We start from the raw sequence: 22,194 nt of genomic DNA on the forward strand, positions 1-22,194 counted from the left end.
TTCCGGAGTTCTCAGAGCAGGTGGGCGTTGGCGGCGCGTGCCTGTTCCGCGAAGGCCGGCAGCTCGACGACCTCGATGCCGGCCGCGGTCAGCAAGGCCACGCCCTCGCAGGTCACGAACAGGTCCGGCTCGCGCCAGGCCAGCACCACGCGGGGGATGCCGGCCGCGATGATCAGGCTCGTGCAGGTGGCGCCGGGTCGGCTGGCGCGCTTGGAGCACGGTTCCAGGCTGCTGTAGAGCGTCGCCTGCCGCAGCCCCGTGCCCGCCCTGAGCAGCGCGGACTCCTCGGCGTGGACCATCGGGTCGACATCGCGCGACCAGCCGCACGCGATCTCGTCGCCGTCGGCGCCGACGATGACGGCCCCCACCGCGAACGCCGTCGACGAGCGCGGCGACCGATGAGCCAGCTCCACCGCGCGGCTCATCCAGCGGTCGTCATCCATGCGGTTCCCATCGGCGTGCCTACCGGACGTGCGGCCGCTCAGGCGAGCCGCACCAGCTCGCAACTTACGCGATAGCCCACGCTCGATCGGCCGCGGTGGCGGCCCGCACGGTCGGCGCCCGGTCAGAGCGGCGAAGCGAAGTTCTGCGTCCAGTACTGGGTGCCCTTGCCGGACTTGGCCAGGCCGACGCCGATGTGCTTGTAACCGCAGTTCAGGATGTTGGCCTTGTGGCCGGGGCTGTTCATCCAGCCGTCCATGACGTCGGCCGGGGTGCGGTAGCCGGCCGCGACGTTCTCGGCGACGCCGCCCCACCGGTATCCCTCGGCGGTGACGCGGTCGCCCATCGAGGCCTCACCGGGCAGCTGGTGCGACATGGAGTCCTGGTCGGCCTGCCGTTCGGAGTGCTTCTGTGCCGCCCGGTGCAGCCGCGACTCGCCGGCCAGGGAGCCGCATCCGGCCGCCTTGCGCTCCACGTTGACCAGGCGGATCACCTCGGTGACCGTGGACGTGCTGCCGCCGGAGGCGGGGCGCTGGGTCGTCCGGGTCGGTGCCGGGGCCTCGGTCTTCGTCGGCGCCTTCGTCTTCGTCTTGGCCGGGCGCCTGGTGGCGGTGCTGGTCGGCCGGGCCGTGGTGGGCTTGGCGCTGGGCGTGGCTCGGCTCGGCGACGGGCTCGCTGTGCCCGGAGACGCCGTCGGCAGCGGATCGGCGGCCGGCTCCGTGCCGAGGCTCGACCCGGTCGAGGCGTCGGCGGGCGGCGCGTCGAGGGGCGCTGTCGCGGTCAGGCGGGCCCCGCCGTCGTCGGATGAGGACCGTGCCACGGCGATGCCGGCGAAGCTGACACCGATCACCCCGACCGCGAGGGCGGCTGTCAGGACAGGGCGGAAACGGCGGGCGGCATGCGCGGGCACGGTGAATCTCCTCGGATGGGGGACGGCGGATCAAACTATCCACATCCGTACCGAGCCCGGCCGATCCTAAGGAACCCTTAAAGATCCGCTCAGCGGGCTTTAACGGTGGGCCCGTCGGGTGAGCTGGGTGTCCAGGTAGCGGAGGGCCTGGAACAAACCTTCCGAGAAGGCCGGGAACGGTTGCCGCCCAGTCCGCTGAACGGACTGGCCATGGTCGCCACGTGGCGCGGCGACTCGAGACAGCGGCCCGGCTGACCGCCGAGCACGACGCGGTCAAGGAGGCGACGGGAACCAGGATCGCGCCGTACGGAGCCATGCTGCTCGCCGCCTATCAGGGACAGACGGCGAACGCGTCCGCCTTCATTGCGGCGGACACGGACGACTCGATCAGCCGCGGGGAAGGGCTCGGCGTGGACCACGCACGGTGGTGCACCGCGATCCTGAACAACAGCGTGGGACGGTACCCGGAGGCGATGGCGGCGGCCCGTCCCGCCGACCCGAAGGCGCCGGCGCTGCTCATCTCCACCTGGATGCTGCCCGAGCGCATCGAGGCGGCGGTTCGCTGCGGGGAACGGGACGTGGCCGCCGCCGCACTGGCCGAGTTAGAGTCCACCGCGAACCCCGGGCAGCACGGGTGGGGCCGGGGCATCGCGGCACGCTCGCGGGCCCTGCTCAGCGACGGCGATGAGGCAGACGGGTTCTTCCGGGAGGCGATCGAGCAGCTGGGCCGGGCTCGGGTCCGGGGCGAGCTGGCCCGGGCCGAGCTGCTGTACGGGGAATGGCTGCGCCGTGAGAACCGTCGCGGCGAGGCCCGGGAACACCTGCGCACAGCCCATGACATGTTCGCGGCGATGTCGGCCGACGGCTTCGCCGAGCGGGCCCGCCTCGAGCTGCTGGCGACCGGCGAACACGTACGTCGCCGGCAGGCGGGCAGCCGGGCCGAGCTGACGCCTCAGGAGTTGCACATCGCGCGCCTGGCCCGGGACGGTCGTACCAACACCGAGATCGCGGGGGAGCTCTATCTCAGCGCGCGGACGGTGGAGTGGCATCTGCGCAAGGTGTTCACCAAGTTGGGGATCAGCTTGCGGCGCGGCCTCAAGGGCGCCCTGCCGAGCATGGGCCCGGCCGCGTGAGGGGAATCATGCCGGGCGTACGCCGGATCGTTGTGCTCCTGATGCTCATCACCCTGCCGTCGATCGCCGGGTGTGGCGGTTCCGATGCCGCCACCGCTGTTTCCTACGGAGGCGTCCGGGACCAGAGCACCACCGGATACGCCGTGGCCGAGTTGCAGGGCTTGTACGCGCAACAGGGGCTGACGTTCTCGCCCACCTGGGCGACGTCCGGAACGGTGCTGCTGCAAGGAGTGGTGAGCGGGGATTTCGACGTGGCCAACCTCGGTCCGGCGCAACTCTACGGAGCCATCGCGAACGGCGCCTGCGCCCGGGTGCTCCGCCCGACCCAGGGCGCGGCCTACAGCGTGATCGCCCAGCCCGGCCTCGGCCTCGACACCACGCGGCCCTACCCGCAAACCCTTACCCAGCTGCGCGGACGGTCGGTGGGTGTCCCCGTTCGCGGCGCCGCCCAGGAGCTCGTGCTCCGGTCGTTGCTGGCGGACGCCGGCCTCGACCCGGACACCGACGTCACGTGGGTGGCGATCGGCGCCGGCGCCGCCGCCGCGTCGACCTTCGCTTCGGGCAAGGTGGACGCGGCGATGTCCTACCCGCAGCTCGAGGTGAACCTCGGGGCCGGAGGCGCCGGCTATGACAAGCTGGTCGACCTGGCCGGCCCGGACACGCCGCTGGGCGCGTTCTGGCAGTCGGTCGCCGTCGCGAACTGCGACTGGGCCGATGAGCATCCCGACACGGTGCTGAAGTTCTGCCACGCGCTCAATGAGGGATTCCGGGCCCTCGAGCAGGAGCCGGACGCGGGGCCGCGGGCGTTCGCCTGGCTCGGCCTCGGATCGGATCCCGGCCCGGTCCGGAACCTGTGGGAGAAGTACGGGACTCCGGTCGCGAACATCCCCCCGCTCACCGAGGAGAACTGGAATCATCAGGCGAAATTCGCTGCCGGCGCCACCGCGCCGGACTTCTCCGAGCATGTGGTCGACGGCTGCTCGACGGCCTGATCGAGGCGCTCGCCGACCGGGGGTGGCGGGATGGGCGGGATCGGACCGGCTGATGCTTCCGCGTGTCGCGGACGGCTGCGCGTGTGGCTGTGGCGCGTCGCCGTGCCGCCCGTCGTGGTGGGGCTCTGGCAACTCGCGTACCAGCTCGACCTGGCCGGCCGCGTCCTGCTGCCGAGCCCGCGTGCCGTCTGGGATGCCGGGCTGCGGTTGCACAGTTCGGGCGTGCTCTGGCCGAACCTGTGGTCGACCGTCAGCGCTGCGACTCTCCGCAGCCGCCGACAAGTACCCGTCCCAGCTGTCGCAGGGCATGCGTCAGCGGGTGGCCCTGGCCCGGACCCTGGCGCCGGACCCCGAGCTGCTGCTGATGGACGAACCGTTCGCCGCTCTGGACGCCCTCACACGCTCATCCGTCCGCGACCTGGTGCTCGACATCTGGGCCGGTGAGGCGCGCCGCAAGACCGTCCTGTTCGTGACCCACGACCTCACCGAGGCGCTCGTGCTCGCCGACCGGGTGATCACGCTCGCCGACGGCGGTGTCCGGACCGACCTGGAAGTGCCCTACGGACGTCCCCGCGATCAGCGAGCGCTACCGGCTCGAGCCGACTACCAAGCTCTCTACGACCGGCTCCGGGTGGACCTCACCGTTGCCGACTGACCCTTCGCGCTGCCGGGTCACGTGACGAACAGGACCACGGCAACGGTGACGGCGAAGACGACGATGGTCCAGCGCAGTACCTCGGCGGGCAGGTGGCGGGCGACCTTGGCCCCGGCGAAGCCGCCGATCACGGTGGCCGGGGCCAGGACGCCGACCACGGCCCAGTTCACCGGACCGAAGACGCTGTAGGTCAGCACCGTGGTGACGCCCACGACCGCGGAGAAGACGTTCTTGAGGGCGCCGATCCGGCGGAGCGGCTCGTCGAGCACCAGGCTCAGCGCCGCGATCAGCAGCAGGCCCATCGCGGCGTTGAAGTAGCCGCCGTACAGCCCGCACAGGAACACCGCGAACTGCACCTGCACGGTCACGGCCCGCGGCGACTTGTCGCGCGGGTGGCCGGCCAGCGCCCGCAGCCGGCCCTGGAAGGCCATCATCGCGGCCGCCAGCAGCAGCAGAAACGGCACCACCACGTCGAAGACGCCGCGCGGGGTGAACAGCAGCAGGGAACTGCCGCCCAGCGCGCCGACGACGATCGTGGGGGTGATCGACAGGATGCGGCGGCCCTGGCCGGCGAGGTCGGGACGGCTGCCGACGGCGCCGGCCGCGTAGCCGGGGGCCACCGACAGCGCGTTGCTCACGTTGGCCGCCACGCCGGGCAGCCCGAGGGCGACCAGCAGCGGGAAGGTGATGAGCGACCCGCCGCCGGCGATCGAGTTGACCGCGCCGGCGGTCAGGCCGCCGCCCAGCAGGGCGAGGATCTCGCCGAGGGTCAATTGTCGTCGTTCTTGTCGCGCTCGCGGTCCAGGGCCAGGTCGAGGGCGAGCACGCTGCCGATGACGAGCAACGGCTCGATGCCGGCGGCGACCTGGACGGCGTACGTGTCGCGGATCGTCAGCCAGCGCTTGGAGACGGCGGCCACCTGTTCGCCACCGCGCTCGATCACGTACTCGTGGTCGAGCAGGTCACCCTTCATCTCCAGGTCGTCGGGCCCCGGCACGTCGATGGTGAACTTCTCGCGGAACGGCGTGAACAGCTTCTTGCGGACCTCGGCCGCCTTCTCACCGCCGATCCGGATCTCGTACGTCGGCCGCAGTGACACGAGATGCCGGTGCAGCGAGGCGACCTCCTGCCCGGACGGATCCTCGATCACCACTTTGTCGCGGACGCTCAGCACCTTGCCGTCGACGTGGAAGACCTTGGCGCCGTGCTCGTCCAGCACGTCGAAGTCGTCGCCGATCGAGAAGAACCGTTCCCGGATGACATACATGGGCCGATTCTTCATGATTCGCGGACCAGTCGCAGCGTGGTGATCTGGAACGGGCCGAGGACGAGCCGATCGACGGGCACGGGATCCCGCTCCAGCAGGTCGGTCTCGGCGACAGTGGCCGGGAAGCTGGGCTTCAGCCGGGCGACGGCGCGCCCGCCGCGCGTCTCGTAAAGGCGGACGATCACGTCACCGCTCCGGTCGTCGGCCAGCTTGACCCAGTCGATGACCGCCGCGCCCGATGCGACGTCGAGGGTCACCAACGGTTCGATGCCGGCGAGCGCGTCCAGGCGCGGCGCGTTGAGGTCGTCGGCCTCTTTTCGGGTCTGCGTCTCGTCGCCGGCCACCACGGCGAAGCGCAGCGTGTGCCGGCCGCGGTCGGTGTGCGGGTCGGGGTAGCGGGGCGCGCGCAGCAACGTCGGCCGGATGTCAGTGCCTCCGGGAATCCGGCGCACGTCACACCCGTACGTCGAATCGTTGATCACCCCGACGCCGAGCCCGGGTTCGGCGACGTGCACCCAGCGGTGCGAACAGACCTCGTACTGGGCCTCGTCGGCCAGCGTGTTCTCGTGGGTGGGCCGCTCGATCGAGCCGTACTGCGTCTCGTAGCGCGCCCGCAAGCTGTGCACAGCCACCGGCAACGACAGCTTGAGCAGGTGCTCCCGCTCCTGCCAGTCGACGTCGACGGTGATCTCCAGCCGCGGCCGGCCCACTTCCATCGCGTACGTCGTGACAAACGTCGAAGCCCCGCGCCGGTGTGTCACGACAATCGCGTCACCGGTGACCTCCACGCCGGCGAGGTCGAGCGGCACCGGGCGTCGCAGCACGTGCCGGTCGACATCCCAGGCGTCCCACTGCACCGGCTCGTCGCGGAACAGGCGCAGCCCACCGAGCGGCCCGGCCGCGATCTCCCGTCCGTCGCGCAGGTCGACGAGCGATTGCACGTTTCCGTTCGCATCGAGCGAAGCGCGCAGAATCCCGTTGTCCAAAGCGACATCCACGCTCAGCTCAGTTCCGTCCCGGTCGCTCACAAACCGATCTGCTTCGCTCATAGCGACAGCCTTGGTCGGCGCCACCCTGTTCGCGTCGCGCACGACCTGCCAGCCCACGATCCGGCCGGGGTCGCCGGGGCCTTCGACGAGCGCCCGCAATTGCTTCTCGAGGCGGGCGTATGTGTCACGGGCCTCGCGGTGCACCCACGAGATCGACGAGCCGGGCAGGATGTCGTGGAACTGGTGCAGCAGCACGGTTCGCCACGCCTCGTCGAGCTCGGCGTGGGGGTACGGCACGTCATCGCGTACGGCGGAGACCGCTCTCAGATATTCGACCGTGCGCAGCAGAGCCTCGGCCCGCCGGTTGCCCTGCTTCATCGCGATCTGGGAGGTCAGCGTGCCCCGGTGCAGCTCGAGATACAGCTCGCCGGCCCACACCGGCGCGTTGTCGCCCAGCTCGGCCTCGGCGGTCGCGAAGAACCGCTCGGGCGCTCCCAGTTCGACCCGGGCCGCGCCTTCCAGATCGCGGAAGCGGTGCGCGCGGGCCACCATCTCGCGGGTCGGGCCGCCGCCCCCGTCGCCATAGCCGAACAGCAGCAGCGAGTGGTCCGAGACAACCTTGTCGCGGAAGTTGCTCACCGCGTGCCGCAACTCGCCCGCGGTCACCTCGGCCGAGTACGTGTCAGCCGGCGGAAAATGCGTGAGGATGCGGCTGCCGTCGATGCCCTCCCACGCGAACGTGTGGTGCGGGAAGACGGTGGTGTCGTTCCACGACAGTTTCTGCGTGAGAAACCACCGGTACCCGGCCCGGCGCGCGATCTGTGGCCACGCCCCCGAATAGCCGAAGCTGTCCGGCAGCCACACCACCTCCGACTCGTGCCCGAACGTCTCGGCGAAGTACCGCTTGCCGAAGCTGATCTGCCGCACGAGCGACTCGCCGCCCGGCATCACCGCGTCCGACTCGACCCACATGCCGCCGACCGGAACGATGCGCCCCTCCGCGACACGCTGCCGCACACGCTCGAACAGCTCGGGATGGTCCTCCTGCACCCAGGCGTACTGCTGGGCGGACGACATCGCGTACACCAGTCCCGGCTCGGTCTCCATCAGCGTGAGGACGTTGGCGAGCGTCCGCGCCACCTTGCGCCGCGTCTCGCGCAGCGGCCACAGCCACGCCGAGTCGATGTGCGCGTGCCCGACCGCCGTCATCCGGTGCGCGCTGGCGTTCGCCGGTTGCGAGAGCGCCTCGGCCAGCGCCTCCCGCGCCTCGGCGTCGGAGCCGGCGTCCAGGGCCGCCTCGACGGCGCGCAGGATCTTCCAGTAGCGCGGCTCGTCCGGACTGAGCTGCGGCATCAGGTCGCCGGTGGCCTCGAGGTCGCGCAGCAGCTCGAACACCTCGGCGTCGAACGCGCACAGCTTCGCGGAAATCAGCCGGTAGGGCTCGGGCTCGTCCGGGCCGGGCTTCTCGCCGTACGTCGTCTCGCCGAACGGGGGAAAATCGAGCACCAGCGGATTGGCCGCCGCCTCGACGTACACGGTGAAGCGGCCGTCCGCCGCGACGACACCCTCGGCCGCGCCCGGCCCGGTCAGCCGGAACCAGCCGTTGCGGGGGTGAAGGGCCTTCAGCGGTACGCCGTCAGCCCGATACACGAGCGCCTCGCCCTGCCCACCGACGAAGCGCCCGGACCACCCCGGATCAAGCACGAGCTCCACCGGCCGCTCGCTCGCGGGCGCCTGCCCCTCGACCCGCAACCAGGTCGTACCCCACCGTGGCCCCCACGTCGCGCCCACCGCGAGTGGCTCATAGGTGGCGCCGAGGGCTTGCGCGGGCGGTACGGGCTCGCCGTCCCCGCCGACCCGCCAGGCCGCCACCTCGACATCGCCGACGGGTTCGTGGAGCCGGGGTTGAAGACGCTCCCGCACAACCCTTTCGAGCCGAGCGGCGACGTGAGCCGGATTCGTATGCACCACAACATCCTCAGCCGTCGCCCGTCACCGCGCCAGCGCAGTGAAGCGGGCGTCCAGATCATCGACCCATTGCGCCGGCGTGCGACGGTCCGGCAGCGCGACCCCGGCCTCGGCCCGCCACAACGCGTCTCCCAGAACTGTGCGCAGGTGCCAAGCCATGATCCGGTCCATGTCCAACGTCGTGCCGGACATCCGCTCGTACGCGGCCACCGTCGCGGTGAACAGCTCCATACCGCAATCCCCGGGCAGGCACCGCAGGTCGAACTCTGGCTCGCCGGTACCCGCGGTCTCCCAATCGACGACAAGACGCAGCCGCAACGACTCGCGGTCCCAGAGGTGGTTGTCGCCGTGGAAGTCGCCGTGCACCAGAACGGTCCGGCCGGGCGCCGCAAGGGCAAGGTCGGCCCAGTCGCACCAGGACAGCACCCGGTCGCGCTGATCGGAACGGATCAGCGCGCCGAAGCGGGCACGGATGTCATTCGTCGAGGCGTGCGCCATCGGCCTGGGCAGAGGGCCCATGGCCTCGGACGCTGCCGTCAGCACATCGGGATCGTGCAGGCGAACCAGGGCCGCAGCAAGATCACCCGCGACCGTCGGGCGAGCAGCCGGCGTGATCAGGTGCCGTACGTCGAAGAACGGCATCGCTGCGGCTCGCTGCGTAATGAGCAGCGCCGGATCGCTGGACGCTGCCACGACGACAGGCAGTGGCAACTGTGGTGCGGTCGCGCGCAGCACGTCCAACAGCTCCGCCTGATGGCAGATCCGCCGTGCGGGTGGTTCGGCCCAGGCGAACTTCACGACGAACCGGCCATCGACTACGGCACTGGCCGCACACCACTGCGGATCGTCGCTCGGCTCCAAACCTCGAGGGACGATCGTGCCGTCGGCCAGCTCCGGCGCCACCTTGCGCAGCGCCACACGTAACGCATCCACCGCCGGCTCGTCCAGCCACGTCAACGACATGCGGTCAGCATGAATGACAGATCTATATAGGGGTGTGATGTATCCGACTTGCCGAGGCCGGAACAGGGGCGCACCGATATTGTTGCGAACGCAAGTAAACGGTGGTCGAGGAAGAGGGAACGCGTCGTGAGTGAGCTCAATCTGCTGGTGGTTGTCGGGAGCACGCGGCCCGGACGGGTCGGCCCGAAGGTCGCCGACTGGTTCGTCGACGCGGCCAAGGCGCACGGCGGGTTCCAGGTGAGCGTGGCCGACCTGGCCGACGAGAACCTGCCGCTGCTCGACGAGCCGCACCACCCACGCCTGCGGAACTACCAGTACGACCACACCAAGCGCTGGAGCGAGAAGGTCGCCGCGGCTGACGCCATCGTCTTCGTGATCCCGGAATACAACTACGGGCTGGGCGCCGCTTTCAAGAACGCCCTCGACTACCTGCACGCCGAGTGGAACTACAAGGCCGCCAGCGTGGTCAGCTACGGCGGCGTCTCGGCGGGCACGCGGTCGGCCCTGCAGCTGCAGAGTTCCGCGTACGCGCTGAAGCTTTTCATGATCCCCGAGTCGGTGAACATCCCGTTCGTGCACAGCCTGGTGCAGGAGGGCGAGCTCCGGCCCACCGAGATCATGACGACGGCCGCCACCGCCGTGCTCAACGAGCTGGCCAAGGTCTCCACCGCCCTCAAGCCCCTGCGCGACGCGAAGTAGGCACCGGGCCGGCACTCAGCACGCCGCTGCCCGCCGCGATCTGACCGGCGGCCGGGAGGAGTGCGTCCCGGGCTCGTGCGGCTGTCTCTGGCTCGCCGAGCGCCTCAGCCGCGCGAGCGGTCAGGCACCACAGTGCCTCGGCGAGCAGGTCGGCCGGTGGGTCCGGGACGATGCGAAGCGCGTCCCGGGCCTCTCCGGTACGGCCCTGGGCCAGCAGGACATGCGGCCGCGCCCACGGCCGGTACGGTCCGTAATCGAGCGTGTGGTCGGGTTTCCCCAGGCACAGCAGGGCCAGGGCGAGCAGCCCGTGTTCGAGGCCGGGCATGCCGGCGCCGGTGAGGTGGGCTGCGGCGACCCGGTAGGCGGCGGCGGTCGACTGGCGCATCGCGCGGTACCACTCGGTGAAGACTCCCACCAGCGGCAGCTCGTGGTCGGCGGCCAGGCGATCGGCGGCACGGGCGTGAGCGTCGGCGGTGGCGAAGTCGGCCCGGGCCGATCGGGACTGCACGCGGATCAGGTGACCCAGAACCTCGTATGTCGGCAGGTTGTGCCGCGCCGACAGGGCGATCAGCTCGGCGCCGATCTCGTCGCGAACCGGTGCCAGGCCGCACCGGTGGAAGGTCTGCATGTAAAGGGCGTTCAGGGCGAACGCCAGCAGGGCCGGGTCGTCCAGCCGCCGAGCCAGGGCGACCGCCCCCTCCGCGGGTTCGCGGTCGGGAACGCCCCGAGACTCGACGGCGATCGTGGCCAGCAGGCGAGCCCGCGCCGCACCCGTGGCGAACGGCAGGGTGCGACGTGCCGCCGCCACGATGAGCGCCGCCCGTTCCGGGTCGTCGGAGCGGGTCCAGATCGCCGGGACGTCGTACGCGCCGATCACCCGGGCGGTCAGCGCCGGATCGCCCAGTTCCTCCGCGGCGGCGATCGTGGCCAGGCGGTGCCGCCCGGCCGCCTCCAGCCCGCCCCCGCCTCCGGTGACCGCCAGGTTGCGCAGCAGACCCACGGTCGAGCCCAGCCGAGCGCGGGCGCTGACCGTTCGCTCGTAGTCTGCCGCCGCCTCAGCCCAGATCGAGCCTGTCTGCTCGGCCTGGATCAAGCCAGCCTGGTCGGCCTGGATCGAGCGTGTTTGCTCGGCCTGGACCGAGGCTCCCGGCTTGGCCTGGATCGAGCGTGTCTGCTCGGCCTGGATCGAGCGTGTCTGCTCGGCCTGGATCGAGCCTGTCTGATCGGCCTGGATCGAGGCCACCGCCTGGGCCCGGATGGGGGACGACGGCCCAGCCTGCACCGAGGCCGGCGGCTCGGCCTGCATCAGGGCCGGCGTCATCGAGACGTCCTGCCGCAGGATGCTCGTCTCCAGCTCGCGCAGCGCCGGGCCGGGGTCGAGGCCGAGCCGGTCGATCAGTTGCTCGCGGGCGCGGCGCAGCACCGCGAGGGCGTCGCCCTGTCGGCCAGTCCGGTAAAGGGCCAGCGCCAGCAGCCGCCACCCCTCCTCGCGCCACGGGTGTTCGGTGACATGGGCTTCCAGGTCGGGCACGGCCTCGGCCGGCGGGCGGGCCTCGGCCAACAGCTCGACGGCGTGCAGGCGCAATTCGGCCAGGCGGGCGCGCTCGGCCCGAGCCCATGGGGCTGAGGGGAAGTCGGCGTAGGCCGGGCCGCGCCACCAGCTCAGGGCCTCGGACAGCGCGGCCGGGGTGGCCAGCGCCTGCTCGAAACACCAGGCGTCCACCGCGTCGGGCGCGAGGGTCAGGGCGTATCCGGGGCCCTCGGTTACCAGCAGCGCCGGGGGAGTGCGGGGGCGGCGATCGGGCTCGAGCGCGCGGCGCAGCGCCGCGACAAAGGTTCGTACGGCGGGAATCGCACCCTCGGGCGGCGCGACCCACAGATCATCGACCAGATGACCGACCGGCACGACGCGACCGCGCGCGACGATCAGGCGGGCCAGCACGGCCCGGTGCATCGGGCCCTTGAGCGGGACGAGCTCGCCGGTGGCACGCCATGCCGTAACCGGCCCCAGCACCCCGAACCGCACCGCCACCCGGCCACCGTACAACTCGCTCATCCAGCGCTCATTCGCGCGCCGAACAATCGGGAGCATGTTCGAAGAGCGCAAAGTACGAGTTGACGACGACGTGGAACTGTTCGTGCGGGTGAGCGGCAGTGGCAACCCGATCGTCCTGCTGCACGGTTTCCCGCAGACCCACCTGATGTGGCGGCACGTCGCCGCCGACCTCGCCCGGGATCACACCGTGATCTGCCCCGACCTGCGCGGGTACGGCGCCAGCGACAAGCCCGCCGAGGCCGGGCCGGACACGTACTCGAAGCGGACCATGGCCCGCGACGTCGTGCGGCTGGCCGCCGAGCTCGGGTTCGACCGGTTCGCGCTGGCCGGGCACGACCGGGGCGCCCTGGTGGCGATCCGGGCCGGGCTCGACCATCCACAGCACGTCACCCACCTGGCCTCGCTGGACGTGCTGCCGACCCTGGACATGTGGGACGTCATGCACGGCGTCTCGGCCGCCGTCGGGTTCCACCTCTACCTGATGGCGCAGCCGCCCGGCCTGCCCGAGAAGATGATCGCCGGCGCGGCCGACGACTTCTTCGGCTACTTCCTCGACCTGTGGATCCAGGACCCGGCGGCGATCCCGCCCGACGTGCGGGCCGCCTACCTGGACGCGTGCCGGGCCGCCGTGCCGTCGATCGTGGCCGACTACCGAGCGTCGGCCGGGATCGACGTGGAGCACGACCGGGCCGACCGTGACGCCGGCCGCGTCCTGGGCATGCCGGTGACCGTTCTGCAGCAGGACTGGGGTTCGATGCTCGGGTTCGACGCGGAGGCGTTGTGGCGGGCGTGGGCGCCAGATCTCGAGCACCTTCCAGTGAAGTGCGGGCACTTCATGGCCGAGGAGGCGCCGGAGGTCGTGGTCGGGGCCCTCCGCGGGCTGCTGCAGCGATAGGGACAAATCGGATAAAGTGGGCGCATGCTTCGCCGTGCGCTCGCCGTCATCGCCGCCCTCGTCCTCCTGCCGGCCGTCCCCGTCCAGGCCGCACCCGCCGCACCTGCCGCACCCGCCGCACCCGTGGCACCCGCCGCGCCCGCCCCGATCGACCTGGTCGGACTCGACTTCCAAGTGATCAACGCCGGCAGTGGGTGGTGCCTCACCTCAGGGCTGACCGAACTGCCGTGCGCGCGGACCGAGCCCTACCGGTGGCGGTTCCGCCCGGTCGACGTCACGGGCAAGCTGGAGATCCTCAACGTGCGGACCGGCCGGTGCCTGAGCATGCCGGGCGGTACGCGGACCACCGGCGCGCGGGCCGGTCTGGAGCCGTGCGCGGCCGTGCAGTCGCGCCGGTGGGAGCTGCGTGACTCGCTGGGCGAGACGGCCAAGATTGAGAACACGCTGACCGGCCAGTGCCTGCAGATCGGGAGCGGCGTCGCCGTGCAGGGCTCGTGCGCCGGCACGGCCGGGTCGCGCCGGTGGACCGTACGGGTGCTCAGCGTGCCGATTCCCGGGCTGATGTGACGCTTCCGTCGTGATGGGGATGGATGTCATCGTGGTGCATCGGCTGGGATGCGAACCCGGCCCCGATGCACCATCCCCGAACGGAGCGCGATGCGCCGCGCCTTTCTCGCCGTCGCCGCGGTCGGTGTGCTGCTGCTCGCCGCCGCGGTCGTCGTCTCCCGTCCCACGACGCGCACTGCGGTGGCTGCTCGCAGCAAGCCGGCCACACCGTACGAGCAAGCCGTCGCTGCTCTGAACGCGCAGTCCGCGGCGCTGCTGAGCGGCGACGAGCAGGGCTGGCTGGCCGCTGTCGACGCGCCGCTGAAGAAGCGGTACCGCAGCATGTTCCGCTCGCTGCGGGCCCTCGAAGTGACCCGCTTCGACTACCGGCCGGGCGTCGAACAGAAGGCCGGGACCAAGCTTTCCTTCCGTACGGAGATCTCGTACTGCCTCGGCCCCGACATGTGCCCCGGTTCGGCCGGCAGCCGGTGGCAGGAGCCGCCGCGCATCGAACAGCGGCTCACCCTGCGGCCGGTCGGGGGTCGCTACGTGATCAGCGCGGTCGCGCCGGGGCCGAGCGACGACCCGCGCCGGCCCGTTCCCTGGGAGAACGGCGAGCTGGTCGCCCTGCGCGGCACCCGGGTGACCCTGATCGCCGCGCCCGGGCAACGCCGCCACCTGGCCCAGGTGCTGCCGGTGGCCGAGACCGCGGCCAAGGTGGACGACCGGTTCGCGGCGCTGGCCGGCACGTCGCAGTCCCGCTACCGGATCTATCTGGCCGGTGAGGCGCAGTGGCGCAGCTGGTACGGCGGCGAGGGCGACAACTGGGCCATCGGCCTGGCCGTCCCGCTCAATATGCACGGCATCGACGTCATGCTGCGTATGAAGTCCCTGGCCGGCAACCCGGTCATGCTGCGCGTCGCCCTCCAGCACGAGCTCGGCCACGTCGTGACCCTCGCGGGCGCCTACCGTGCCGACGCGGCCGAGGACACGTGGCTCAGCGAGGGCATCGCCGAATACATCGGGTGGTCACCGATGAGAGCCGCCGAGACGCTGCGCCGGCACAGCGTGCGGTGGGCGTTGAACGGCGGCGCCCGGCCCCGGTCGATGATCCCGTCGCAGCCGGGGCGGGACGCGCCCTCGCGGGCCGGGGACGCCTTCTACGGGCTGAGCCACCTCGCCGTCGACTGCATGGCCCGCAAGTACGGCGACGAGAAGCTCTTCACCTTCGTACGCCTGGTTCTGACTCAGGACAACGAGTACGACCAGGCCGCACGGGACGCGTACGGGGTGCCCTTCCCGGCGGTCGACCGGGCGTGCGTGAAGTGGATCCGGCAGCAGGTGCTATAGCTGTTCCATGCTGGTTGACTTCGCCGCCGACGTCGCGGCCACGCCGATCCAGGTCGAGGCGGCCGCCGTCGCCGCCGAGAAGGACGGGTACGACGGTTTCGGCGCCGCCGAGACGAAGCACGACGTCTTCCCGGCCCTCGCCCTGGCCGCCCGGGCCACCTCGCGCATCACCGTGCAGTCGGCGATCGCGGTGGCCTTCGCGCGCAACCCGATGAGCGTGGCCGTCCTGGCCAACGACCTTCAGCTGATCAGCGAGGGCCGCTTCCAGCTGGGCCTCGGCTCCCAGGTGCAGCCGCACATCGAGCGGCGGTTCGCGATGCCCTGGAGCAAACCGGCGGCCCGCATGGAGGAGTTCATCCGCGCGATCCGGGCCGTCTGGGCGGCCTGGGGCGGCGGCGAGCGGCTGGCGTTCCGCGGCGAGTTCTACCGGCACACGTTGATGACCGATTTTTTCAACCCCGGTCCCCATCCGTACGGGAATCCGCCCGTCCTGCTGGCGGCGGTGGGGGAGCGGATGACGCAGACGGCGGGCCGGGTCGCCGACGGTCTGCTGGCGCACCCGCTGACCAGCGCGGCCTACCTCGGCGAGCGTACCCGGCCGGCCCTGCGCGAGGCGCGTGGCGGCGACCTCGGCGATTTCACCGTGTGCCTGTCGGCCATGGTCGTGCTGGGAGCCGACGAGGCCGCGCGGTCGCGGGCCGAGCAGGCGGTCAAGGGGCAGATCGCGTTCTACGCCTCCACCCCGGCGTACCGGCCGGTGCTGGAACTGCACGGCTGGGGCGGCCTGGCCGACCAGCTGAACGCGTTGTCGCGGCGGCAGGCCTGGGCCGAGATGACCGCGCTGATCAGCGACGAGGTGCTCGACACGTTCGCGGTCACCGGTGACGTGGCCGCCGGCGTGCGCTCCCGGTTCGGTGGCCTGGTCGACCGGATCTCGCTCTACACGCCGTACGACGTCGATCCGGCCCTCATCGCGCGGGTGCGACAGCAGCTGTGAGCTCGTTGTCGAGCGTGGCCACGCCGCCCCGGCCGGCGAGTCCGGGTTCGCCGCCGTAGAAGCTCCAGCGCAGGAAGGCGGTCGTGGTGTCGGCGACAACCGGGAGGTCGCTGACCTGGTGGCCGCCCTCCGTGATGCTCAGCATGGCTCGCGACCAGGGCACGGCCTCGTAGACGGTGCGGGCGGCGTCGTATGTGACCGAGGTGTCCTCGCGGCCGTGCACCAGGAGCACGGCCGCGGGCGGACCGCTGAACGGCGTACCCAGGAAATCGGTGCCCGCGATCAGGATGCCCGCCTTGAGACGGTCGTCGCGATGCTTGCTGAGCAGGCCGGCCGTGGTGATGCCGCCGCCCGAGTGCCCCGCCGCCGCGACTCGGGAGGTGTCGATGTTCTCCTTCTCCAGCATGCGGGAGATCACCTCGGACGCGTCCGAGGGCTGGTTCACCAGGTCGTACGCGGTGAACTTGGAGGTGCCCAGCGCGGTGTGCGGATAGCGCGGCGCGGCCACGACGAAGCCGGCCAGGGCCCACCGGATCAGCAGCGACGCGGAGTCGTCGGGCTGCGAGTGCAGTCCGTGACTGAACAGGACGAGCGGGTGAGGCCCCGGTCCCACCGGAGCCCACACCTGCGTCCGCAATGCCCGGCCGTCGCGGGCGAACGAGTAGTCGCGCCGCGCCACCGAACGCACCCCGCCCGGGGCTCGGCCCTCGATCGGCCGGTACGGCGTGACGGCGCGCGCCTCGAGGGTCGAGTTCTTGGTCGACGAGAGAACGGTGCGCTCGCTCGCCGACGCCTGCCCGGTCCTGACAGCCAGCCCGCCGGCCACAGCCGCCGACACGCTGAGCAACAATGTTCGTCTCCGCACGTGACCGACGGTGCCCGCGGACCCTGTGCGGAGCCTTTGCCTAGGCTGTGATCTCGATCGAGTCGACCCGGTCGGGATAGAACGCCACGTGGTCCTTGATCTGGGCCACGGCGTCCCGCGGGTTCTCGTAGACCCAGATCGCGTCGACCGACTTCTCGCCGCCGGCCGGGATCGAGTAGTAGGTCGCGTCGCCCTTGTAGGGGCAGTAGGTCGAGGTCGCGGTGCGCTCGAGCAGCGACTGGTCGACGTCGGCCAGCGGGATGTACGGCACCGCCGGGTAGGTCGACTCCTGCAGGGTGAGCGCGTTGCGGGAGTCCGCGACGACCTTGTCACCGACCTTGACCACGATGTGGCCGGCGTTCGGGGTGATCGTGATGGGGTGGTCGGGGCCGGGCACGAGCTCGGGACGGTTGTTCGACATGGTGCCTCCATCGGTAGGTCTCCAGCGGGAACAAGTCGCTCTCCGGCACCTCCATTCCCGGTGTGCTCGGCGCATACCGCTGCTGCGGCGTCAGCCACGCCACTGTTTTCAAGACGGATATACCCTCTTACCTCCACCGAACGGACTATTGCCCGCTATTGCCGCATGCCGGGCCGCTCCGCGTGGTGACCTGACAGGGCACAAATCGGCTCGAGGAAGGGTGAACCATGAAAGCGGCAACGCGGATTCTGACACTCGTCGGACTGAGCCTGATGACGGGCGCGACGCTCGGGGCTGCACCGGCCATGGCGTCGACATCCGCACCAGACACGGCGGCCCGGGCGGCCACGACCACGGCGGACTCGCCGCGTCGTGACCGCGAGTGGACCGAGGGCTACTACGACTCGCGGCGCGAGTGCGAGTGGGCCGGCAAGCGCGGCGAGTGGCGTGACCGGTGGGACGACTACGACTGCGACCGGGTCCGCTTCGGCCCCTACCGGGGCGAGTGGCGGCTGACGGTCGAGAAGTCGTGGGACTGGCGCGACCGCGGCCACGACCGTGACCGTGACGGCGACCACGACCGTGACCGTGACCGCGGTGGCGACGACGACTGATCTTGAAGTAAGAGAGCCAGGCCATACCCGATCGGGTATGGCCTGGCGCTATTTTCGTTTCCATGTCGACGAATCCGGCCGAGGCCGCGGTCACCGCCCTGGGCATCCCTTACCAACTCCTGCGCCACGGCCCGGTCAGCAGCGTCGCCGAGGCCGCCGAGGCGCAGGGCGTCGAGGTCCGCGACCTGGTGAAGACCCTCGTGGTGCGGCGGGCCGACGACGACTACGTGTTCGTGCTGGTGCCCGGCGACCGGTCGATCTCGTGGCCCAAGCTGCGGGCGCTGCTCGGGGTCAACCGGCTCTCGATGCCGGACGCGGCCACGGCCAAGGCGGCGACGGGCTACGAGCGCGGCACCATCACCCCGTTCGGCGCCAGCACGGCCTGGCCGGTCATCGCGGATTCGCGAACGGAAGGACGCACCATCAACCTCGGTGCCGGGGAACGCGGCGTGGGGCTGCAGGTGCCGGCCGACGAGGCCGTTGTCAAGCTGGGTGGCACCTTCGCCGATGTGACGGACGAGGCCGCCTGAGCCCGGGGTGGCTGGGGTAAATTCTCGGTCGTGACGAGCGAAAACGCGATCCAGCCCGACGTACCCCCTTCCGGCACCGGCTGCGTCGAGTGCCTCGACGCCGGCGGTTGGTGGTTCCACCTGCGGCGCTGCGCCCAGTGCGGCCACGTCGGCTGCTGCGACACCTCACCCGCGCAGCACGCCACCGCCCACTTCCGCGAGACGGGCCACCCGATCATTCAGTCGTTCGAGCCCGGCGAGGACTGGTTCTGGGACTTCACCACCGAAGAGGCCGGCTCCGGCCCGACGCTGGCGCCCGCCGACAGCCGCCCGGCCGACCAGCCCGTGCCCGGCCCGGCCGGCGCCGTGCCGAGCGACTGGCGCACCAAGCTCAACCGCTAGGGTCCGGCGGCCCATGCGGATCCTGCACCTGTCGGACACGCATCTGACTCGCGCGGCCGGTCCCAACACCGACGGGATCGACCCGCGCGAGTCGCTGGCCCGCATCCTGAACGACTGCGGCGAACTGGCCGGGCTCGACGCCGTGCTGGTGACGGGCGACGTGGCCGACGACGGGTCGGCCGAGGCCTACGCCGCAGTCCGCTCGCTGGTCGGGGCGTTCGCCGCCGAGCGGGGCATCCCGGCCCTCTACACCACCGGCAACCACGACGAGCGCAAGGCGTTCACGGCCGGCCTCGGCGCAGAGCTGACATCGGTGACCGTCATCGGGGGCCACCGCATCATCACGCTCGACTCGCTGGTGCCCGGCCGGGTGTACGGCCATCTCGACGACGAGCAGTTGCTGTGGCTCCGCTCGGTGCTGGCCACCCCGGCTCCGCAGGGCACGGTGCTGGCGTTCCACCACCCGCCGATCGGCCTGGACAACGCGGTGCAGCGCACCCTCGGCCTGACCAACCCGGACGACCTGGCCGAGGTGATCCACGGCACCGACGTGCGGCTCGTTCTCACCGGTCACTTCCACCTGCAGCTGTTCGGCCTGCTCGCCGGGGTGCCGGTCTGGGTCACGCCCGGCGTCGTCAACCGGATCGACCTGACCGGGCCGCCCGGCGGTGAACGAGCCGTCCGGGGCGCCTCGGCCACCCTGGTCGAGCTGGGCCGACCGGGGTCTCCGCTGCTGCATGTGTTGCACGCACGCGATCCCCACGCCGGCCGGACGGCTCACGAGCACGACGCCGAGACCATGGCGGCCCTCATCGCCCAGTGGCGTCCCGAAGTTCCAGATCGTAGATGAACTCCAGGCCGTCCTCGTCGTCGTCCTGCTCGCCGACCTTGACGAAGCCGTAGGGCAGGGCCAGGTTGGCCGAGGCGACGTTGTCGGGGCGGATCGAGACGCGTACGCGGTGGACGGACGGCTCCGCGCGGGCGCGGGCGAGCAGCGCCTCGAAGGCCGCCCGCGCATAACCCTGCCGGCGGAACTGCGGGTCGACGGCGTAACCGATCTCCACCGTGCCGGACTCGTCGGGCGGCCCGTGGAAACCGGCACGCCCGACCGCCACGCCGGCCCGGTCGTCCCAGATGATGCCGGTCGTCCAAGCCGCACTGGCCGGATCCTCCAAGGCCTGGCCGAGCCGGCGAAGCCAGGTGCCGCGAGGCTCGGGGCCGACCAGATAGGCCGAGACAGGCACGGGCGTCACCCGGTTCGCCGCGACGAGGTCGCCCTCGCTCAGGGCGCGGAACGAGTCGGCGTCCAGGTGGATGATGCGGATGGGCTTGGTCACCGGCGCATCATAGTGGCGCCGTCGTGGTAGATAACGCCTATGCGAATCATGGTCGTCGCCGCGCCGCTCCAGGGACATCTGCTGCCGCTGGTGCCGCTGGCCGCGGCCTGCCGGGACGCCGGCCACGACGTCGTACTGGCCGGCGGCAACTTCCCGCCGGACCTGCTCGGGCTGCGCACTGTGGACATCGGAGGCCGCTTCAGCCTGCCGCGCAGCGCGATGCGGGCGGCTCTGCGGCACCCCAGGGTCGCCCGGGCCGAGATGAAGGGCACCGCGGGGCACGGCTTCGTGGGCGAGCTGTTCGGCCGGGCCAACCTGTCCCTGGTCGAGCCGCTGATGCGACTGGCCGTGGGGGAACGGCCCGATCTGATCGTCTTCGAGTCGCTGAGCGAGGCGGGCGCGATCGTGGGCGGCAAGTTGTCGATCCCGTCGGTGCTGCAGGAGAACACGTTGTGGCCCGCGGACGACCTGTTCGAGGCGGTGACCACCAGCTCGCCGCTGCGCGGGCAGCGGATCCCCAGGCCGGCGCTGACCATCACGGTGATCCCGCCCAGCGTCCGCGAAGGCTCGCCGGTCGGTGCGGTGCCGATGCGGCCCGTGCCGTACTCGGGTGGTGGCGAGATCCCCGACTGGCTGCGCGCGCCCGGCGACCGGCCGCGGGTGCTCGTCAGCCGCAGCACCATCGAGGGCCCCAACGACGGCAACCCCGGGCCGGCGGTGATCGCCGCAGCGGCCGAGGTCGACGCCGAGTTCGTGCTGGTGCGGCCCGCGTCCGCTGCCCGCGGTCTGCCGCCGAACGTCCGGACGGTCGGGCGGGTGCCTCTCAACGAGCTTCTTCCGTACGCGGCGGCCTTCGTCCACCACTCCGGGGCGGGCAGCATCCTCGGCGGGCTGGCCGCGGGCGTTCCCCAACTGGCCACACCGGGCGCCGGCGACCGTCGCCACAACGCCGAGCTGCTCGCCCGGCGGGGAGCCGGGCTGGCGGTCGAGGCCAAGGCGATCACCGCGGCCGACCTGACCCGCCTGCTGACCGACGAGTCGCTCCGCGCCGCGGCTCAGCAGGTGGCGGCCGAGATCGCCGCCATGCCCGCGCCGGAGTCGGTCGTGGCCGAGCTCGGAAGGCTGGCCCGCGCTTGAGGCCTGTCCGGGCGACCGGCCTTGCCCGGGCGGTGTTTCGGGCGGGGAAAAGGCGGCCGGACCAGGCGCTCTGCGGCTGAGGCCCGTATCGGCGCTCTCACCCCTCCTCCTCGGGCTCCCGCAGCGAACGGATCATGCTCCGCAGAGTGGTCCGCGCAGCCGACTGCTCGGCCTCGGTCAGACCGCTCAGCATCCTGACCTCGACACTGCGGACCGCGGCGGACGCCTTCGCGAGGCTTCGCCGTCCGCGTGGCGTGAGCCGCGTCGGTAGAGCCTTCCCCACGGGCGCCTCCGCCGGCCGGGTCACGTACCCGTCCCGTTCCAATGCCTGCAGCAGGACGTTCATCGACTGCCTGGTCACGAACGTGCCCCGCGCCAGCTCGGAGTTCGACAAGCCCGGGCGTTGCGCCAGCAGCTCGAGGCAGGAGTAGTGCGTCACGGTCATGCCCAGCGGCCGCAGCACCGCCTCCATGGCTGCACGGAGAACGCTGGACGTCTCTTTCAGCAGGTAGCCGAGTGAAGTTCCCAGGTCGACGCCCGCGTCGTCTTGACTCATGTCAGCATTCTGACATAGCCTTGCACATGTCAGTAAACTGACACGTAGCGAAGGAGCACCATCATGCCGGTCACCGGCCCCGACTTCATCTCCCTGCAGGCTCGCGACCTCGACGCCTCACGCGCGTTCTACGAGAGGTACCTCGGCCTCGTACGTTCTCCGGCCGGCCCTCCGCACGCCGTCGTCTTCGAGACGAAGCCGATCGCTTTCGCCCTCCGCGACATCGTCCCCGGCACCGATCTCGCGTCCGTCCCGCAGCCCGGCATCGGCGCGGCGATCTGGCTCCACGCCACAGACGTCCAGGACATCCACGACGCCCTCGTCGCCGACGGCCACACGATCGTGGCCGCACCGATCGACGGACCCTTCGGCCGGACGTTCACCTTCGCCGACCCCGACGGCTACCACGTCACCCTCCACGACCGCGCCTGACCGGCCGGCGCCGTCGCGCAGCAACGACGGCCGGGTGTTGTCCGGCCGGACGCTCAACGG

At 71.3% G+C, this 22,194-nt stretch carries 25 protein-coding genes; 14 read left to right on the forward strand and 11 right to left on the reverse strand.

Annotated elements, in window-relative coordinates:
- Positions 1-11 precede the first annotated feature (11 nt).
- On the reverse strand, positions 12-443 hold the full coding sequence (locus KXC43_RS17870) for a deaminase (protein ID WP_221377200.1): 432 nt from the start codon (positions 441-443) through the stop codon (positions 12-14).
- 122 nt (positions 444-565) lie between these two features.
- The gene (locus tag KXC43_RS52745; protein WP_221377201.1) at positions 566-1,351 is read right to left on the reverse strand and encodes a CAP domain-containing protein; all 786 of its coding nucleotides are present in this window, start codon (positions 1,349-1,351) and stop codon (positions 566-568) included.
- Positions 1,352-1,572: 221 nt separating this feature from the next.
- On the opposite strand from KXC43_RS52745, the gene KXC43_RS52750 reads away from it, so the two are divergent.
- The 3 genes from KXC43_RS52750 (at position 1,573) to KXC43_RS52355 (ending at position 4,131) form a co-directional block, all read left to right on the forward strand.
- Positions 1,573-2,484, forward strand: coding sequence for a helix-turn-helix transcriptional regulator (locus tag KXC43_RS52750; protein ID WP_221377202.1), 912 nt, complete (start codon positions 1,573-1,575; stop codon positions 2,482-2,484).
- Entirely contained in the window at positions 2,481-3,476 is a 996-nt protein-coding gene (locus tag KXC43_RS17885; RefSeq protein ID WP_221377203.1) for an ABC transporter substrate-binding protein, read from the forward strand. Before KXC43_RS52750 ends, KXC43_RS17885 begins: the two co-directional genes overlap by 4 nt.
- A 193-nt stretch (positions 3,477-3,669) precedes the next feature.
- A complete protein-coding gene (locus KXC43_RS52355; protein WP_304522901.1) occupies positions 3,670-4,131 on the forward strand; it encodes an ATP-binding cassette domain-containing protein in 462 nt (153 codons plus the stop codon).
- A gap of 17 nt (positions 4,132-4,148) precedes the next feature.
- Here the strand turns inward: KXC43_RS52355 and KXC43_RS17895 are convergent, their stop codons facing one another.
- Genes KXC43_RS17895 through KXC43_RS17910 form a run of 4 tightly spaced genes read right to left on the reverse strand, consistent with a single transcriptional unit; the run spans position 4,149 to position 9,318 of the window.
- Positions 4,149-4,904 (reverse strand): sulfite exporter TauE/SafE family protein, encoded by a 756-nt coding sequence (locus KXC43_RS17895; protein ID WP_221377205.1) that lies wholly within the window; start codon positions 4,902-4,904, stop codon positions 4,149-4,151.
- Positions 4,901-5,398 (reverse strand): LURP-one-related/scramblase family protein, encoded by a 498-nt coding sequence (locus KXC43_RS17900; RefSeq protein ID WP_221377206.1) that lies wholly within the window; start codon positions 5,396-5,398, stop codon positions 4,901-4,903. Before KXC43_RS17900 ends, KXC43_RS17895 begins: the two co-directional genes overlap by 4 nt.
- Positions 5,399-5,409: 11 nt before the next feature.
- A complete protein-coding gene (locus tag KXC43_RS17905; RefSeq protein ID WP_221377207.1) occupies positions 5,410-8,355 on the reverse strand; it encodes an alpha-mannosidase in 2,946 nt (981 codons plus the stop codon).
- Between the two features lie 24 nt (positions 8,356-8,379).
- Positions 8,380-9,318, reverse strand: a complete 939-nt coding sequence (locus KXC43_RS17910; RefSeq protein WP_221377208.1) for a phosphotransferase family protein — start codon at positions 9,316-9,318, stop codon at positions 8,380-8,382.
- Between the two features lie 126 nt (positions 9,319-9,444).
- Between KXC43_RS17910 and KXC43_RS17915 the strand changes: the two genes are divergently transcribed.
- Complete coding sequence (locus KXC43_RS17915) at positions 9,445-10,017, forward strand: NADPH-dependent FMN reductase (protein WP_221377209.1); 573 nt, start codon at positions 9,445-9,447, stop codon at positions 10,015-10,017.
- On the opposite strand, the gene KXC43_RS17920 is transcribed toward KXC43_RS17915, so the two are convergent.
- The gene (locus KXC43_RS17920; RefSeq protein WP_255644278.1) at positions 9,992-12,073 is read right to left on the reverse strand and encodes an AfsR/SARP family transcriptional regulator; all 2,082 of its coding nucleotides are present in this window, start codon (positions 12,071-12,073) and stop codon (positions 9,992-9,994) included. The two genes, KXC43_RS17915 and KXC43_RS17920, sit on opposite strands and share 26 nt — an antisense overlap.
- Before the next feature lie 34 nt (positions 12,074-12,107).
- On the opposite strand from KXC43_RS17920, the gene KXC43_RS17925 reads away from it, so the two are divergent.
- The 4 genes from KXC43_RS17925 (at position 12,108) to KXC43_RS17940 (ending at position 15,861) form a co-directional block, all read left to right on the forward strand.
- Positions 12,108-12,968 carry an alpha/beta fold hydrolase gene (locus KXC43_RS17925; RefSeq protein ID WP_221377210.1) on the forward strand — a complete coding sequence of 287 codons (861 nt, stop codon included), beginning with the start codon at positions 12,108-12,110 and terminating at the stop codon, positions 12,966-12,968.
- Positions 12,969-12,992: 24 nt separating this feature from the next.
- Complete coding sequence (locus KXC43_RS17930; protein ID WP_221377211.1) at positions 12,993-13,535, forward strand: RICIN domain-containing protein; 543 nt, start codon at positions 12,993-12,995, stop codon at positions 13,533-13,535.
- A gap of 90 nt (positions 13,536-13,625) precedes the next feature.
- A complete protein-coding gene (locus tag KXC43_RS17935; protein WP_221377212.1) occupies positions 13,626-14,864 on the forward strand; it encodes a hypothetical protein in 1,239 nt (412 codons plus the stop codon).
- A 7-nt stretch (positions 14,865-14,871) separates the two neighbouring features.
- Positions 14,872-15,861, forward strand: a complete 990-nt coding sequence (locus KXC43_RS17940; RefSeq protein ID WP_221377213.1) for a TIGR03617 family F420-dependent LLM class oxidoreductase — start codon at positions 14,872-14,874, stop codon at positions 15,859-15,861.
- Here KXC43_RS17940 and KXC43_RS17945 read toward each other — a convergent pair.
- Both KXC43_RS17945 and KXC43_RS17950 read right to left on the reverse strand, forming a co-directional pair.
- On the reverse strand, positions 15,833-16,726 hold the full coding sequence (locus tag KXC43_RS17945; protein WP_221377214.1) for an alpha/beta hydrolase family protein: 894 nt from the start codon (positions 16,724-16,726) through the stop codon (positions 15,833-15,835). The genes KXC43_RS17940 and KXC43_RS17945 overlap by 29 nt on opposite strands.
- A 40-nt stretch (positions 16,727-16,766) precedes the next feature.
- Positions 16,767-17,147, reverse strand: coding sequence for a DUF427 domain-containing protein (locus tag KXC43_RS17950; protein ID WP_221377215.1), 381 nt, complete (start codon positions 17,145-17,147; stop codon positions 16,767-16,769).
- Between the two features lie 227 nt (positions 17,148-17,374).
- On the opposite strand from KXC43_RS17950, the gene KXC43_RS17955 reads away from it, so the two are divergent.
- The 4 genes from KXC43_RS17955 (at position 17,375) to KXC43_RS17970 (ending at position 19,522) form a co-directional block, all read left to right on the forward strand.
- A complete protein-coding gene (locus tag KXC43_RS17955; RefSeq protein ID WP_221377216.1) occupies positions 17,375-17,761 on the forward strand; it encodes a hypothetical protein in 387 nt (128 codons plus the stop codon).
- Between the two features lie 62 nt (positions 17,762-17,823).
- Complete coding sequence (locus KXC43_RS17960; protein ID WP_221377217.1) at positions 17,824-18,291, forward strand: aminoacyl-tRNA deacylase; 468 nt, start codon at positions 17,824-17,826, stop codon at positions 18,289-18,291.
- A 30-nt stretch (positions 18,292-18,321) separates the two neighbouring features.
- Positions 18,322-18,672, forward strand: a complete 351-nt coding sequence (locus tag KXC43_RS52360; RefSeq protein ID WP_221377218.1) for a UBP-type zinc finger domain-containing protein — start codon at positions 18,322-18,324, stop codon at positions 18,670-18,672.
- A 13-nt stretch (positions 18,673-18,685) separates the two neighbouring features.
- Positions 18,686-19,522, forward strand: a complete 837-nt coding sequence (locus KXC43_RS17970; RefSeq protein ID WP_221377219.1) for a metallophosphoesterase — start codon at positions 18,686-18,688, stop codon at positions 19,520-19,522.
- Here the strand turns inward: KXC43_RS17970 and KXC43_RS17975 are convergent.
- Positions 19,482-20,009: a GNAT family N-acetyltransferase gene (locus tag KXC43_RS17975; RefSeq protein ID WP_308129134.1), complete on the reverse strand. Its 528-nt coding sequence runs from the start codon at positions 20,007-20,009 to the stop codon at positions 19,482-19,484. The genes KXC43_RS17970 and KXC43_RS17975 overlap by 41 nt on opposite strands.
- Before the next feature lie 39 nt (positions 20,010-20,048).
- Between KXC43_RS17975 and KXC43_RS17980 the strand changes: the two genes are divergently transcribed.
- Positions 20,049-21,146, forward strand: coding sequence for a nucleotide disphospho-sugar-binding domain-containing protein (locus KXC43_RS17980; protein WP_221377221.1), 1,098 nt, complete (start codon positions 20,049-20,051; stop codon positions 21,144-21,146).
- A gap of 97 nt (positions 21,147-21,243) precedes the next feature.
- Here KXC43_RS17980 and KXC43_RS17985 read toward each other — a convergent pair whose 3' ends face one another.
- Positions 21,244-21,702, reverse strand: a complete 459-nt coding sequence (locus KXC43_RS17985; RefSeq protein ID WP_221377222.1) for a MarR family winged helix-turn-helix transcriptional regulator — start codon at positions 21,700-21,702, stop codon at positions 21,244-21,246.
- A gap of 63 nt (positions 21,703-21,765) precedes the next feature.
- On the opposite strand from KXC43_RS17985, the gene KXC43_RS17990 reads away from it, so the two are divergent.
- Positions 21,766-22,134 (forward strand): VOC family protein, encoded by a 369-nt coding sequence (locus KXC43_RS17990; protein ID WP_221377223.1) that lies wholly within the window; start codon positions 21,766-21,768, stop codon positions 22,132-22,134.
- Positions 22,135-22,194: the final 60 nt, after the last annotated feature.

Source organism: Paractinoplanes polyasparticus (genome assembly GCF_019710575.1).
In the GTDB taxonomy this organism is placed as follows: Bacteria; Actinomycetota; Actinomycetes; order Mycobacteriales; family Micromonosporaceae; genus Actinoplanes; species Actinoplanes polyasparticus.